Below are 13,616 nucleotides of genomic sequence, written 5' to 3'. Positions count from 1 at the left end.
CCCCACACGGTCAGGTAGCCAGAACAACCACAACCGAAAACCACGAACCCCCAGCTCAACCGGGGGTTCGCTCGTTCTCATAGCAGTAACTTCGGACTAGAAGATCAGCCCGTGCGTTTCGACGAGCGCCATGGTCGCCTCCATGTCCGCCGAGCAACCGTAGGGTGCGATCAGTTGCTCCCATTCCGTGGGGCTCAGGTCCTCGGTCGGTCGGTCGAGGCGTCGGAACAATTCTTCCAAACCTCCGGGAGAGATGATTTCGAGTAACCGTGCCGGTGTCTCTCCGGCATTCCAGAACGTGTGCCACTCCCCGCGGGGTTTGAAGATGAGATTCCCCGGACCAGCGCTGACCTCCTGGTCTCCGAATTTGGCGCCGACCGTGCCTTCCAGGATGAAGCTGAACTCATCCTCGCGGGTGTGCTTGTGAAGTGGAGCCGCAAGGACTTTGGCGGGCAGGCGATGCTCAACCATGGAAAACCCACTACCCCACTCTCGACTGTTCACCAGGAAGCGGTCGCCACAGGCACCGGCGGGCTGGTAGAGCTCGCCTTCCTCTGGGCCTAGAATCCGACGATTCGGCATTTGCCCGCACACTTCCGACCGAGTAAGGGTCTTCAAGCGACGATACGCCGACGGACTGGCCATCGCGTTTTCCTGCGGTATCCGACGCACCTGGAGCGTTCAGGCTTGCGCAGGCGGTGGGCCGCCGAAGCCGCGGAGGTCGCGGGCGGTGGCACCGGGTTCGAAGGTGCTGCCGCCGGGGCCGAATCGTCCGATCACGGTGTGCCGGCTGTCCCAGAGCACCCCGCGGGTGGGGAGTGCGCACCGGGTCGAGAAGGCGGACGCGTCGTCCGCGTCGTCCGCGGATGGGTCGTGCGCCGATGCGATGTGCGCGGCGTAGGCGCGCAGCGCGACTGCGAAGGCGTTGGGTTCGCGGCCGGTGTCGAGGAAGTGCGCTCGGTCGCCGCATTGCGGGCAGTGCCACGACGCGCGGTCGCATCCGCCTGCAAGGCCCACGGCCGGTGATTCGTCTCCGGGCGGACCGGAGGTGCGGTACGTGTCGAACGGGTCCGGTTGCTCGAGCGGTTCGGGAGCCTGCCGTGCCGCCGCCACCATGTCCCGCCAGGCGGCATGTACATCGAATCCCCCGAGCATCAGCACTTCTTCGGGCATCGGCCCGATGAACGGCGAACCCGCGCACAGCACCCTGGTGTGATCGCGGGCGTAGTTGTATTTCGGGCCGAGAGCCCGAGCGTGCCGCATCTGCTGCATGCGCTCGGTGATCGCGAGTCCGTGCCATTCGCGTCCGCAGTGCGGGCACGAGTCCTGGTTCACGTTCGAGTCGTGCTCGGATCGGTTGTCGTGGTTCGCGAGTTGGTCCTGCACGAGCCGGTCGATCCGGTCGACGAGGTCACGGTCGGTCATGGTGGATACCCACGGTAGCGGCGACGGCCGTTCGGCGCAGTCAGTATCCCGCGTCGAAGTCGAACTCGTTGAGCAGCGCGGCGTCACCCGACAGGTAGCGTCCGAGGTTCTCGACGAACAGATCCACGATCTTCCCGTTTTCGGACGGCACGTTGGCGGCGCTGTGCGGGCTGAGGATGACGTTGTCGGCCGTCCACAACGGTGAATCCTCCCGCAGCGGTTCGGTGGAGGTGACGTCCAGGACCGCCCCGCCCAGCCGGCCCGTCGACAGTGCTTCTGCGAGAGCGTCTTCGTCGATGATCGGTCCCCGTCCGAGATTGACGACCAGCGCGCCGTCGGGGAGGGCGGCGAGTTCCGGGCGTCCGATCAGCCCGCGAGTGTCGTCGGTGAGGGCGCAGGAGATCACGAGAATGTCTGCGGTGGGCAGGTGCTCGGCGATCCGGTCGGTGGTGGTCATGCTGTCGAAGGGGGCGCCGGCAGGTCGTGGGTTGCGGACAACCCCGTCGGCGGTGACGGAGAAGCACCGGAGAAGTTCCGCTGTGCGCCTGCCGATCTTGCCGGCGCCCACGACCAGCGCGTGGCGTCCTGCGAGCTCGGTCGTTTCCTGTTTGCGCCAGGTCCGGGTCTGCCGGTCGGCGATCAGCCGGGGGAGTCCACGCGCGAAATGCAGAATGCCGGCGAGCGCGAACTCCGCCAGCGGATCGGCGTGGACTCCCGCGGCGGTCGTCACCGTCAGCGGCGCCTGCGACAGCCCGAATTTCTCGATCAGTTGCCCGGCGCCGGCGGACGTCGCCTGGATCCATTTCAGATTCGGCGACTGGTCGAGTGTGCGTTCGGGGTGGCGCCAGTCGAAATCGAACATCACATCGGCGGTCCGCAGCATCGACGTCCACCGGTCGTGCTCGCCGGCCGTCAGCTCGCGCGGCACCCCGACGTGATCGCTCTGCCATCGAGGTCGGGGGAGCAGTTCGGGTGCATACGACACCCGGATCCGAGGGTCGCAGCCTGCGATCCTGTCGACCAGGTCCTGCTCGAGATACGACGCGACGAGTACGTCGACGCAGGCGTCGGGCACGGTCACTCCTTCACAGCCGGGTCGGACGTCGGTGCGCTCGGCTCGACCTCCGGCGCGGAGGCGGACTTCGGCATCGCCGCCGCGGCGACGACGAGTACGACGGCCGCGCCGAGGGCGGCCACGAACACCAGATGCAGGGCGCCGGCCAGATCGCCCGGGGCAGGGTTGTCGGCGCCGCCCAGTCGCGCGTTGACGAGGGCACCGAACAGGGCGACCCCGACGGCGCTGCCGATGGACCGGGCGAACATGTTGGTCGACGTGACGACGCCGCGCTCCGACCAGTCGACGCTCGACTGCGCCGCGATGAGGGTGGGACTCGCGACGAGTCCCATGCCGCCGCCGATGACGAAGCAGCAGATCGCCACCTGCCACACCGCGGACTCGATGGACAGGCTCAACGTGAGAGCGGTGCCCGCCACGACCAGCAGGCTGCCCGCGGTGGCCGTGACCCGGAAGCCGAAACGCAGGTACACGCGCCCGGACTGCGACGCGGCGATCGGCCAGCCGATGGTCAGGGTGGCCAGCGCGAACCCGGCCACCAGTGCGCCCGTCCCGAGGACGCCCTGGGTGAAGGTCGGCACGTAGGTGGTCAGCCCCAGGACGATCGCGCCGACCAGCAGTGACACGACACTGCTCGCGGCGAGAACCCGCCGGGTGAACACCCACAGCGGCAGCACCGGTTCGGCGGCGCGCCGTTCGACGAGGACGAAGACGATCAGGAACACGAAGCCCGCCGCGAAGATGCCGAGGCTGATCGGTGAACTCCACGCCCAGGCCTGCCCGCCTTCGAGGAGTCCGAGGATGAGCAGTGTCGCCCCGACTGCCAGGATTCCGGCGCCGGCGTAGTCGATGGACCGCTGGGTGCGCACCTGCTTCTCGTCGAAGTTGCGGATCAGCATCACGGCCGCGAGCAGGCAAAGGGGGATGTTGACGAAGAAGATCCACCGCCACGACAGGTACTCGGAGAACACCCCGCCGAGGGTCGGGCCGACCACCGCCGACATGCCCCACACACTGGCCAGATAGCCCTGGGCCTTGGCGCGTTCGGCGAGCGTGTAGATGTCTCCGGCGATGGTCATGCTCATCGGCTGGACGGCTCCGGCGCCGAGACCCTGCACCGCACGGAACGCGATGAGCGCGGGCATGCTCCACGCGATCCCGCACAGCACCGAGCCGACGCCGAACAGCGCGATGCCCAGGAGCATCACCGGCCTTCGGCCGAAGATGTCGGCCAGTTTGCCGTAGATCGGCACCGACACGGCCTGGGTGAGCAGGTAGATCGAGAACAGCCACGGGAACTGCGAGAAGCCGCCGAGGTCGCCGACGATGGTGAATACGGCGGTGGAGATGATGGTTGCATCGAGCGCGACCAGTGATGTCGTGAGCATCAGCGACACCAGAATCGGTCCGCGTTCCGAACGGAACCCGACGTCGACCGGGGCCGTGTCCGTCGCCATTGCCCACCCTTTCCGGTTACCGCGCTCACAAGAGTTCCTGACCAACGGTAACGACAACGGGAGACGAAGTGTTCCGCGGCTGTGCCCGCGAAGGCGCTACGCGGTCGCCGAGGATCCGCGGAACGCCGCGCGGTAGGAGTGGGGGCTGGTCCCCACGACGCGCTTGAACCGGTCGCGGAACGCGGTCGGCGACCCGAACCCCACCTGCACGGCGATGCGGTCGACGGAGTGAGCGGTGGTCTCCAGGAGGTACTGCGCCTGATGAATCCGGACGCGGTGGAGCCACTGCAACGGTGTGGTGCCGGTCTGCTCGCGGAATCTCCGATTGAGGGTGCGGGTGCTCATCCCGGCTCGCCGGGCGAGGTCGTCGAGCGTCAGGTCTTCGCGGCTGTTCTCCTGCATCCACAGGAGCAGCGGTTCGAGGCTCGTCAGCTCCGCGGACGGTGGACGTTCGTGAACGATGAACTGCGCCTGTCCGCCTTCGCGTTCCAACGGCATGACCGACAACCGGGCAGCGTCGGCGGCCACCGCCGACCCATGATCCGAGCGGACCATGTGCAGACACAGGTCGAGGCCTGCCGCGGCACCGGCCGAGGTCAGGAACTGGCCGTTGTCGACGTAGAGCACGGCCGGGTCCACGTCGACCAGAGGGTGACGCGAGGCGAGGAGTTCGGCGGCCGCCCAATGCGTCGTCGCCCGTCTGCCGTCGAGTAGTCCCGTGGCGGCCAAGGTGAACGCTCCCACGCAGATCGACGCGATTCGGGTTCCACTTTCGGCCGCCCGGCGCAGCGCCTCGAGTACGTCGGGTGCAAGCGGCGCGGTGGGGTCGGCCAGCCCCGGCAGGATGATCGTGTCGGCGGCGTCGAGAGTGCTCAGATCCCAGGGCGCGCGGAGTGTGAATGCGCCGGCGTCCACGTCACCGTCCGGGGCGCACACCTTCACCCGGTAGGCCGCGCGTCCGTCCGGCAACCTGGTGCGGCCGAAGACCTCGACCGGGGTGGCGAGATCGAACGCGATGACACCGTCGAGTGCCAGGACTGCCACCGTGTGCATGGCTACAACTTACGGAGTCGATTGATTTCCGCCAAGAGTGCATGACAGCGGTGAATGCCGTTGCGCATCGGGAAAATCTGCAGAAATGGAGTGGCGAGAATCCGTTGGAATATGGCGAAAATGCCAGTTCTCCGGTCTCGGCCGGCTGGCTAGCGTCACTGACGGCCCCGTGTACTCGGCACGAGGCAGACAGTGAAAGGCACCACGGATGCATGTCCAGATCGCGCTGTTCGACGGCTTCGACCCGCTCGACGTCATCGCCCCGTTCGAGGTACTGCACGCGGGTGGCCTGTACGCCGACGGCGCGCTGACCGTCGAACTGGCCTCCGCGGAGGGCGTGCGTGAGGTTCCCAGCGGAACAGCGCCGCTGAGTCTGCGGGCCGCCGCGACGCTCGACGCGGGCCGGGCCGATGTGATCGTCGTGCCGGGTGCCTCGGGGCGTGTGGAGGAGCGCACCGAGGGCGACGACACCATCCCGAAAATTCTCGGGCGGACCCTCGAGACGCGGCTCCCCGACATACTGCGGGAGGCCTGTGCGGACCCGGACCTGATCGTCGCGACCGTCTGCGGCGGCTCGCTCGTACTCGCGATGGCAGGACTCGTCGAAGGGCGCCACGCCGTCACCCATCACCTGGGGATGGATCTGCTCGACGCCACCGGGGTGGTCGCCGTGGACGCCCGCGTCGTCGACGACGGTGACCTCGTCACCGCGGCCGGCGTCACCTCGGGTCTGGACCTCGGACTGTATCTGCTCGAACGGGAGCTGGGACCGCGCATCGCCCACGCGGTCGAGACGTTGTTCGCTTACGAGCGCCGCGGCACCGTCTGGTGTGCCCGTGGGCTCGAACCCACCACCATCTGAGGAGCACAACCATGTCTGTCGACGGCACCTGGAACGTCGTGATCGCCACACCCATCGGGAAGCAACGAGTCGAATTGACCTTCGTCACGCAGGACGGCGAACTCCGCGGCATCGCTCGCGGAGCCTCCGAGGAAGTGCCGCTCACCGACCCGACGCTCGACGGGAACCGGCTCACCTGGGCTCAGTCCATCACCAAGCCGCTGCGTCTCCACTTGCAGTTCGATGTCCTCGTCGAGGGCGACGAGATGACGGGGAAGTCGACGGCGGGACGTCTGCCCAGCTCGAAGGTCAGCGGCCGCCGGTCGGTGCCCGACCGATAGGCTGGGTCACCGTGCGCCCCTCACTCGATTCATACGCCCATCTGGCCGGTGGCAAGGTCCGCGACCTCTACACGATCGACGACGAGCACCTCCTGTTGGTCGCGAGCGACCGGATCTCCGCCTACGACCACGTCCTCAGCACCCCGATCCCGGACAAGGGTCGGGTGCTCACCGCGATGAGCGTCTTCTTCTTCGGCGTCCTCGGTGGCAACAACCATCTGGCGGGGGAACCCGACGACAGCCGGATCCCCGAAGAGGTCCTCGGCCGCGCGCTGGTGGTCCGGAAGCTGGACATGGTCCCCGTCGAGTGCGTGGCCCGCGGCTACCTCACGGGGTCGGGACTGATCGACTACAACGAGACCGGCGCGGTGTGCGGAGTCGCACTGCCCGAGGGTCTGGTGGAGGCGAGCCAGCTTCCCGACCCGATCTTCACGCCCGCCAGCAAGGCCGAGCTGGGCGAGCACGACGAGAACATCAGTTTCGAGGCCGTGGTCGAGAAGGTGGGCCAGGATCTGGCCGTGAAGCTGCGCGACGACACCCTCGACGTCTACGGCCGGGCGTCCAACTTCGCCGCGGACCGCGGCATCATCCTCGCCGACACCAAGCTCGAGTTCGGACTGGACCCGAAGGGCAACCTGGTTCTCGCCGACGAGGTCCTCACCCCCGACTCGTCCCGGTACTGGCCCGCCGACGGGTACGAGGCAGGGAAGGTGCAACCGAGCTTCGACAAGCAGTTCGTCCGCAACTGGCTCACCGGCCCCGAATCCGGCTGGGACCGCGCGTCCGACACTCCGCCGCCGCCGCTGCCCGCGGAGATCGTGGAGGCGACCCGCGAGCGGTACATCGAAGCGTACGAGCGGATCTCGGGTCTGTCGTTCGCGGACTGGGTGGGCTGAGACATGACCTCCGAAGGCGCGAAACTCACCCCGCCGGTCGCGAAGAAGGTCCCCACCGAACGCGTCCACCACGGTCACACGTTCGTCGACGAGTACGAGTGGCTGCGCGAGAAGGACGACGCCGAAGTCGTCGCGTACCTCGAGGCCGAGAACGCGTACACCGAGCAGCAGACCGCGCATCTCGCGCCGCTGCGCGACCAGATCTTCCAGGAGATCAAGTCCCGCACGCAGGAAACCGACATGTCGGTTCCCACCCGCATGGGCGACTGGTGGTACTACGCCCGCACCATCGAGGGTAAGCAGTACGGCGTCCAGTGCCGGGCGCCGATCGCCGGCCCCGACGACTGGACCCCGCCGGAGCTGGCTCCAGGTGTCGAACTCACCGATGAGCAGGTCCTGCTCGACGGCAACGCCGAGGCCGAGGGCCACGACTTCTTCTCCATCGGCGCCTTCTCTCTCAGCCACGACGGCACGCTCCTCGCGTACTCGGTCGACGTGGTCGGCGACGAGCGCTACACGCTGCGCTTCAAGAACCTCGTGACCGGCGAACTGCTGCCCGACGAGATCCCCGACACCGCGCCCGGCGCTACCTGGGCCATCGACCACAGTCACGTCTTCTACCTCACCGTCGACGAGTCCTGGCGCCCCGACACCGTGTGGCGGCACAAGCTCGGCACCGACCGCGCGCAGGACGTCACCGTGTTCCACGAGCCGGACGAGCGGTTCTGGGTGTCGGTCGGGTCCACTCGGAGCGAGAAGTACCTCATGATCTGGGTGGGGTCGAAGATCACCAGCGAAGGCTGGGTGCTCGAATCGGAGAATCCCGAGGGCGAGTTCCGGGTGGTGCTGCCGCGACGCGAGGGCGTCGAGTACGGCGTCGAGCACGCGGTCGTCGCGGGGGAAGACCGCTTCCTGATCATGCACAACGACGTCGTCGACGGGGAGAAGGCCGAGAACTTCGTGCTCGCCGACGCCCCGGTGTCCGACCCCACGTCGCAGACCATCCTCATTCCGCACCGCTCCGACGTGCGGTTGGAGGAGGTCGACGCATTCGCCGATCACCTCGTGCTCGGCTACCGCCGGGAAGCGTTGACCCGGCTGGCCATCTGGCCCCTCGGCGAGGGCGGCTACGGCGAGTTCACGGAGATCGCATTCGACGAGGAACTCTTCAGCGTCGGGCTCGGGGCCAACCCGGAGTGGCGGCAGCCGACACTGCGGATGGCGTTCACGTCGTTCATTACGCCCGGCCAGGTCTACGACTACGTGCTGTCGACGGGTGAACTCGCCCTGCGCAAGTCGCAACCCGTGCTCGGCGAATTCGACGCCGGCAACTACGAGCAGCAACGCGATTGGGCCGTCGCCGAGGACGGGACGCGCATCCCGCTCTCGATCGTCCGGCGCAAGACGAACGGCGTCGACGACCCCGCCGCCACCCTCCTCTACGGGTACGGATCGTACGAAGCCAGCATGGATCCCGCGTTCTCCGTCGCGCGGCTGTCCCTGCTCGACCGCGGAGTGGTGTTCGTGGTCGCGCACGTGCGCGGCGGCGGCGAGATGGGCCGGCACTGGTACGAGACCGGCAAGACGCTCACGAAGAAGAACACTTTCACCGACTTCGTCTCGAGCGCAAGGCATTTGATCGACACCGGACGCACCACGCCGCAGCAGATGATCGCCGATGGCGGCAGTGCAGGCGGCCTGCTGATGGGTGCGGTGGCGAACCTGGCACCCGAGCTGTTCGCCGGCATCCTCGCCAACGTTCCCTTCGTGGACCCGCTGACGTCGATCCTCGACCCGTCACTGCCGCTGACCGTCATCGAATGGGACGAGTGGGGCAACCCGCTCGAGAACCCCGAGGTCTACGAATACATGCGCTCGTACAGCCCGTACGAGAACGTCGAGGCCAAGGACTACCCGGCGATCCTCGCGATCACCAGCATCAACGACACCAGGGTGCTCTACGTCGAACCGGCGAAGTGGGTCGCCAAACTGCGCGCCACCAAGACCGGCGACTCGCCGCTCCTCCTCAAGACGGAGATGAGCGCCGGGCACGGCGGTGTCAGCGGACGCTACGAGAAGTGGAAGGAAGTAGCGTTCGAATTCGCCTGGGTGCTCGACACGATCGGCGAATAGGTACTGCGGCACCCCCGCCGAGGATCCGATCTCGGCGTGTGAAGGGCATCGGTGGGCGGGGCGGAAATCGGAGTGTCAGGGGACTTCCGCCTCGCACGGCTCAGATGCAGAAACTGATGCTGGCCGACCCCAGTGGCAGGTTGAGGCAGACGGCGATCGAACCGACTGCCGGGGTCGGTGAGGGTGCAGCCGGTGCGGCGACAGCTGCGGGAGCAGCCAGAGTACCGAGTGACAGGGTCAATGCGATTGCGGCGAGTGTGGTGGCAATTCTGCTAGACATTGTGAAGGTCCTTGACTGAGTTACTGCGAGCCGGAGGTGACTCCTCTACAATCGTCCACCGATGTGATGCAGGTCACAACCCCGGTTCGGGACTTTCTCGTCGCGGTTCGGGTACCGGGTCAATACGGCTGTGCCGCAGTGGCAGTCGGATGTCAGTTCTGGAGCCCGACGGTTCGGCTGTCGCGGTGCCGAGATATGCATTTTCGCGGACGAACCGCATGGGCTCGCTCTCTGCAGGTCAGCGCAGCGCGTACCGGATCTGCGGACGCCCCGCCCTGCCGTACTCGGTGTGCCGGGTGAGCACCCCGTCGTCGGCGAGACGTTCGAGATACCGCCAGGCCGTGACCCGGGAGACCCCGATGCTGGCTGCCACCTCGGCCGCAGTCAGTGGACCGGCAGCGTCGCGGATGCATGCCGAGACGTGGTCGAGTGTCTGCGGTGCAACGCCTTTCGGGGACGCCGCGCGCTCGTCGGAAGTGCGCAGTGCGGACATCGCCCGATCGATGTCGTGCTGACTCAGCGCGTTGCTTCCGGCGGGCAGGGCGTCGCGGAATTCCCGGTACCGCTCGAGTTTGTCGCGGAACGCCGCGAACGTGAACGGCTTCAGCAGATACAAGGCGATTCCGCGCGCCACAGCGGTGCGGACCATCTCGAGGTCGCGGGCCGAGGTCACGGCGATCACGTCGGGACTCGGTCGCACGCCGCTCAGTGCCGCCGCCACGTCGAGGCCGCTGGCATCCGGCAGGCCGATGTCGAGGAGGACGAGGTCGATGGGGTCGTCGCTGCCGTTCGCGGCGGCGACCGCGCGCATGGCGCCGTTGCCGTCGTGAACGACGGTGTGGACCGAAAAACCCGGAATGCGTTCCACATACGCCCGATGCGCCTCGGCGATGAGTGGTTCGTCCTCGACGATCATCACGCGGATCACGAGGCGTCCCCCTCGATCGGGATCTCGACGACGATCATCGATCCGAGCGACGGCTCCGTGTGGATCGTCCCGCCGTGCCGCGCCACCACCTGGGCCACCAACGCCAGTCCGAGCCCGCGCTGACCCGACTTGGTGGAATAGCCGCGCGTGACCGCCTTGTCGAGTTCGTCGGCGGGAATACCGGGGCCGCTGTCGGCCACCCGCACCACCATCATCGAATCCTCCTGACGGACGGTCACTTCCACCCACGCATCCTCTCCGGGGGATTCCGTCGCACCGCGGGCGGCGTCGATCGCGTTGTCCACGAGATTACCCACCAGCGTGACGAGTTCACGCGCACTGAGCGGCGCCACGGGGCCGAGGGCGGTGTCTTCGGTGACGGTCAGGTCGACTCCCCGTTCGGCGGCCACACCCACCTTGCCGAGTAGCAGTGCGGCCAGGGCGGGTTCGTGCACCGCCGTCATCAGGCGGTCGATCAGTTCCTGCGACAACCGCAGATCCTCGGTGGCGAACGCGATCGCGTCGTCGTAGCGGCCCAGTTCGACCATCGTGATGATCGTGTGCAGACGGTTCGCCGATTCGTGGGCCTGCGACCGCAGCGATTCCGCGAATCCGCGCACGGAATCGAGTTCGCCCATGACGCTTTGTAATTCGGTGCGATCGCGCAGGGTCAGCACCGTCCCGAGACGCTGTCCCTCCCACGTCACGGGCTCCCGGCTGACGAGCAGCACGCGATCCGGGGTCACGTGCACCTCGTCCCGGGAATCGTCGTCCTGCGACTGCCGCAGCGACTCCGGCAGCGCGGCCACCGGGACGGGGCCCTCCGGGAGATCGAGGAGGCGGCGCGCTTCGTCGTTCACCACTTCGGCCTTCGCGGTGTCACCGCTGTCGCGGCCGAGCACCACCAGGCCCTCGCCGATCGAGTGCAGGACGGCGTCGTGATGCTCGTACATCTGCCGCAGCTCGTCCGGCGCCATTCCCAGCGTCTGACGGCGCAGGCGCCGGCTCAGCAGGAACGATCCGGCCGCCGACACCGCCAGACCGATCGCGGCGACCGCGAAGATGGTCGGCAGACTTGCGGCGAACTGGTCGCCGATCTTCTCGCGCGTGACGCCGACGGACACGAGACCCGCGATCCGGTCGCCGTCGTACACCGGGGCCACGGCCCGGATCGACGGTCCCAAGGAACCGGCATACGTCTCGGTGAACGTCTCCCCGCGGAGAGCGCGCTCGATGTTCCCGGAGAACACACCACCGATCAGCTCCGGGTTGGTGTGGGTGAAGCGGATGCCTGCGGGCGTCATCACGACGATGAAATCGGTGCCGGTCGCGGCACGGATCCGCTCGGTCTGGGGTTGGAGCACCGCCGTCGGGTCGGGGGACCGCAAGGCCTCGACGGTGCCGTCCGACAGCGCGAGCGTGGTCGCGACGGCCGTGACGGCACGTCGGGTGGTCTCGTCGCTGTCGCGGCGCTGGTCGACGATGGCCAGCGCGGTCCCGGCGCCGATGACCAGCACCAACACGACGAGCTGCAGGAGGAAGAGCTGCCTCGCGACGCTCATGGGCCCTCTCGGCGGATGGTGCGGCAATGCATTTCTCCTGAACGTAATGAACACAAACTTCTCCAGCCAAGCGATCGCTTAGAAGATTCTTCCAAGACGTGATCGCGGTCACTAACCGGCCTCACCGATCAGCTTGCCACTCGAATTGGAGGACAATCCCATGAGTACTGCGACAGGGAAGACCAAGAAGCGCGACCGGACACACTGGTTGTACATGGGGGTCATCGTCGCCGTCGTCGCGGGCATCCTCGTCGGATGGCTGGCTCCGGGAGTCGGCAAGTCGCTCGGCGTGCTCGGCACGATGTTCGTCGACCTCATCAAGATGATGATCAGCCCGGTCATCTTCTGCACGATCGTGCTCGGCATCGGATCGGTGAAGGCCGCCGCCAAGGTCGGCAAGGTCGGCGGACTCGCCCTCACCTACTTCATCGGCATGTCCACGGTCGCGCTCGGCATCGGTCTGGTGGTCGGGAACCTGCTCAACCCGGGCTCCGGCCTGAACATCAGCGCCGACACCGCGGGCACCGGAGCGGCGCTCGCCGAGAAGGCCCACGGCGCCGGCGGCACCATGGACTTCCTCCAGTCGATCATCCCCACCTCGCTGATGTCGGCGCTGACCGAGGGAAGCGTGCTGCAGACCCTGTTCGTCGCGCTGCTCGTCGGCTTCGGACTGCAGGCCCTCGGCAAGCAGGGTGAGCCGATCCTGCGCGGTGTCGCCTCCGTGCAGAAGCTCGTCTTCAAGATCCTGTCGATGATCCTGTGGCTCGCACCGATCGGGGCCTTCGGTGCCATCGCGAACGTTGTCGGTCAGACCGGTCTCAGCGCCGTCGTCCAGCTCGCCACGCTCATGCTCGGCTTCTACCTCACCTGCCTGATCTTCGTGTTCGGTGTCCTCGGATCCGTGCTCCGCGTCGTCGCAGGCGTCTCGATCTTCAAGCTGGTCAAGTACCTGGCCCGTGAGTACCTGCTGATCTTCGCCACGTCCTCGTCCGAGTCGGCCCTGCCCCGTCTGATCGCGAAGATGGAACACGTCGGCGTCGAGCGCACCACCGTCGGTGTCGTCGTCCCCACCGGCTACTCGTTCAACCTCGACGGCACGGCGATCTACCTGACCATGGCGTCGATCTTCATCGCCGACGCAATGGGCCAGCCGCTGTCCTTCCCCGAGCAGCTGTCGCTGCTGGTGTTCATGATCATCGCGTCCAAGGGTGCTGCCGGAGTCAGCGGCGCCGGGCTCGCCACCCTCGCAGGCGGCCTGCAGAGCCACCGTCCCGAACTGCTCGACGGCGTCGGCCTCATCGTCGGTATCGACCGGTTCATGTCCGAGGCCCGCGCGGTCACGAACTTCTCCGGCAACGCCGTCGCCACCCTGCTCGTCGGTTCCTGGACCAACACGATCGACAACGAGCGCGTCCGCACCGTCCTCGACGGCAAGCTCCCGTTCGACGAGTCGACGATGGTCGACGACGGCCACGGCGAGGTCGTCGAAGAGCAGGTCACCGAGACCCCTGCCGCCGACGAGCCGCGGGTGCTCGTGAAGAGCTGACACCCACTCCGAAGTAAACCTCTGTGCGCCCGGGCGATTCGAAGCCTGGGCGCACAGAGGTTTGTTGGCTACGTTGGTT

Annotated in this window: 13 protein-coding genes; 5 read left to right on the top strand and 8 right to left on the bottom strand. The window is 67.2% G+C overall.

Features of this window, described 5'->3' with window-relative positions; genetic code table 11:
* Positions 1 to 96: 96 nt before the first annotated feature.
* The 5 genes from ACFVJ3_RS31345 to ACFVJ3_RS31325 form a co-directional block, all read right to left on the bottom strand.
* Positions 97 to 645, bottom strand: a complete 549-nt coding sequence (locus ACFVJ3_RS31345; protein ID WP_378455774.1) for a cupin domain-containing protein — start codon at positions 643 to 645, stop codon at positions 97 to 99.
* Between the two features lie 36 nt (positions 646 to 681).
* Entirely contained in the window at positions 682 to 1,425 is a 744-nt protein-coding gene (locus ACFVJ3_RS31340; protein WP_378455773.1) for a hypothetical protein, read from the bottom strand.
* Positions 1,426 to 1,465: 40 nt separating this feature from the next.
* Positions 1,466 to 2,506 (bottom strand): D-2-hydroxyacid dehydrogenase, encoded by a 1,041-nt coding sequence (locus ACFVJ3_RS31335; protein WP_378455772.1) that lies wholly within the window; start codon positions 2,504 to 2,506, stop codon positions 1,466 to 1,468.
* Complete coding sequence (locus ACFVJ3_RS31330) at positions 2,503 to 3,957, bottom strand: MDR family MFS transporter (protein ID WP_378455771.1); 1,455 nt, start codon at positions 3,955 to 3,957, stop codon at positions 2,503 to 2,505. Before ACFVJ3_RS31330 ends, ACFVJ3_RS31335 begins: the two co-directional genes overlap by 4 nt.
* A gap of 96 nt (positions 3,958 to 4,053) precedes the next feature.
* Positions 4,054 to 5,010 carry a GlxA family transcriptional regulator gene (locus ACFVJ3_RS31325; RefSeq protein WP_378455770.1) on the bottom strand — a complete coding sequence of 319 codons (957 nt, stop codon included), beginning with the start codon at positions 5,008 to 5,010 and terminating at the stop codon, positions 4,054 to 4,056.
* A gap of 208 nt (positions 5,011 to 5,218) precedes the next feature.
* Here ACFVJ3_RS31325 and ACFVJ3_RS31320 point away from each other — a divergent pair, with 208 nt between their 5' ends.
* From ACFVJ3_RS31320 to ACFVJ3_RS31305, 4 genes are read left to right on the top strand one after another with little or no spacing between them, the layout of a single operon-like run.
* Positions 5,219 to 5,872 (top strand): DJ-1/PfpI family protein, encoded by a 654-nt coding sequence (locus tag ACFVJ3_RS31320; protein WP_378455769.1) that lies wholly within the window; start codon positions 5,219 to 5,221, stop codon positions 5,870 to 5,872.
* A gap of 11 nt (positions 5,873 to 5,883) precedes the next feature.
* Positions 5,884 to 6,192 (top strand): hypothetical protein, encoded by a 309-nt coding sequence (locus ACFVJ3_RS31315; RefSeq protein ID WP_378455768.1) that lies wholly within the window; start codon positions 5,884 to 5,886, stop codon positions 6,190 to 6,192.
* Positions 6,193 to 6,203: 11 nt separating this feature from the next.
* Entirely contained in the window at positions 6,204 to 7,088 is an 885-nt protein-coding gene (locus tag ACFVJ3_RS31310) for a phosphoribosylaminoimidazolesuccinocarboxamide synthase (protein WP_378455767.1), read from the top strand.
* 3 nt (positions 7,089 to 7,091) lie between these two features.
* On the top strand, positions 7,092 to 9,221 hold the full coding sequence (locus tag ACFVJ3_RS31305; RefSeq protein ID WP_378455766.1) for a S9 family peptidase: 2,130 nt from the start codon (positions 7,092 to 7,094) through the stop codon (positions 9,219 to 9,221).
* Positions 9,222 to 9,321: 100 nt separating this feature from the next.
* Here ACFVJ3_RS31305 and ACFVJ3_RS31300 read toward each other — a convergent pair whose 3' ends face one another.
* The 3 genes from ACFVJ3_RS31300 to ACFVJ3_RS31290 all read right to left on the bottom strand — a co-directional run bounded on the left by ACFVJ3_RS31300 (position 9,322) and on the right by ACFVJ3_RS31290 (position 11,991).
* Entirely contained in the window at positions 9,322 to 9,501 is a 180-nt protein-coding gene (locus tag ACFVJ3_RS31300; protein WP_015888663.1) for a hypothetical protein, read from the bottom strand.
* A gap of 238 nt (positions 9,502 to 9,739) precedes the next feature.
* On the bottom strand, positions 9,740 to 10,429 hold the full coding sequence (locus tag ACFVJ3_RS31295) for a response regulator (protein ID WP_378455765.1): 690 nt from the start codon (positions 10,427 to 10,429) through the stop codon (positions 9,740 to 9,742).
* Positions 10,426 to 11,991, bottom strand: coding sequence for an ATP-binding protein (locus tag ACFVJ3_RS31290; protein ID WP_378455764.1), 1,566 nt, complete (start codon positions 11,989 to 11,991; stop codon positions 10,426 to 10,428). Before ACFVJ3_RS31290 ends, ACFVJ3_RS31295 begins: the two co-directional genes overlap by 4 nt.
* Before the next feature lie 160 nt (positions 11,992 to 12,151).
* On the opposite strand from ACFVJ3_RS31290, the gene ACFVJ3_RS31285 reads away from it, so the two are divergent.
* A complete protein-coding gene (locus tag ACFVJ3_RS31285; protein WP_378455763.1) occupies positions 12,152 to 13,537 on the top strand; it encodes a cation:dicarboxylate symporter family transporter in 1,386 nt (461 codons plus the stop codon).
* Positions 13,538 to 13,616: the final 79 nt, after the last annotated feature.

This window comes from Rhodococcus sp. NPDC127593 (assembly GCF_042671975.1).
Lineage (GTDB): Bacteria > Actinomycetota > Actinomycetes > Mycobacteriales > Mycobacteriaceae > Rhodococcus_F.
Note: the sequence above shows the minus strand (reverse complement) of the source record. Positions and strands in the feature narration are given on the sequence as shown.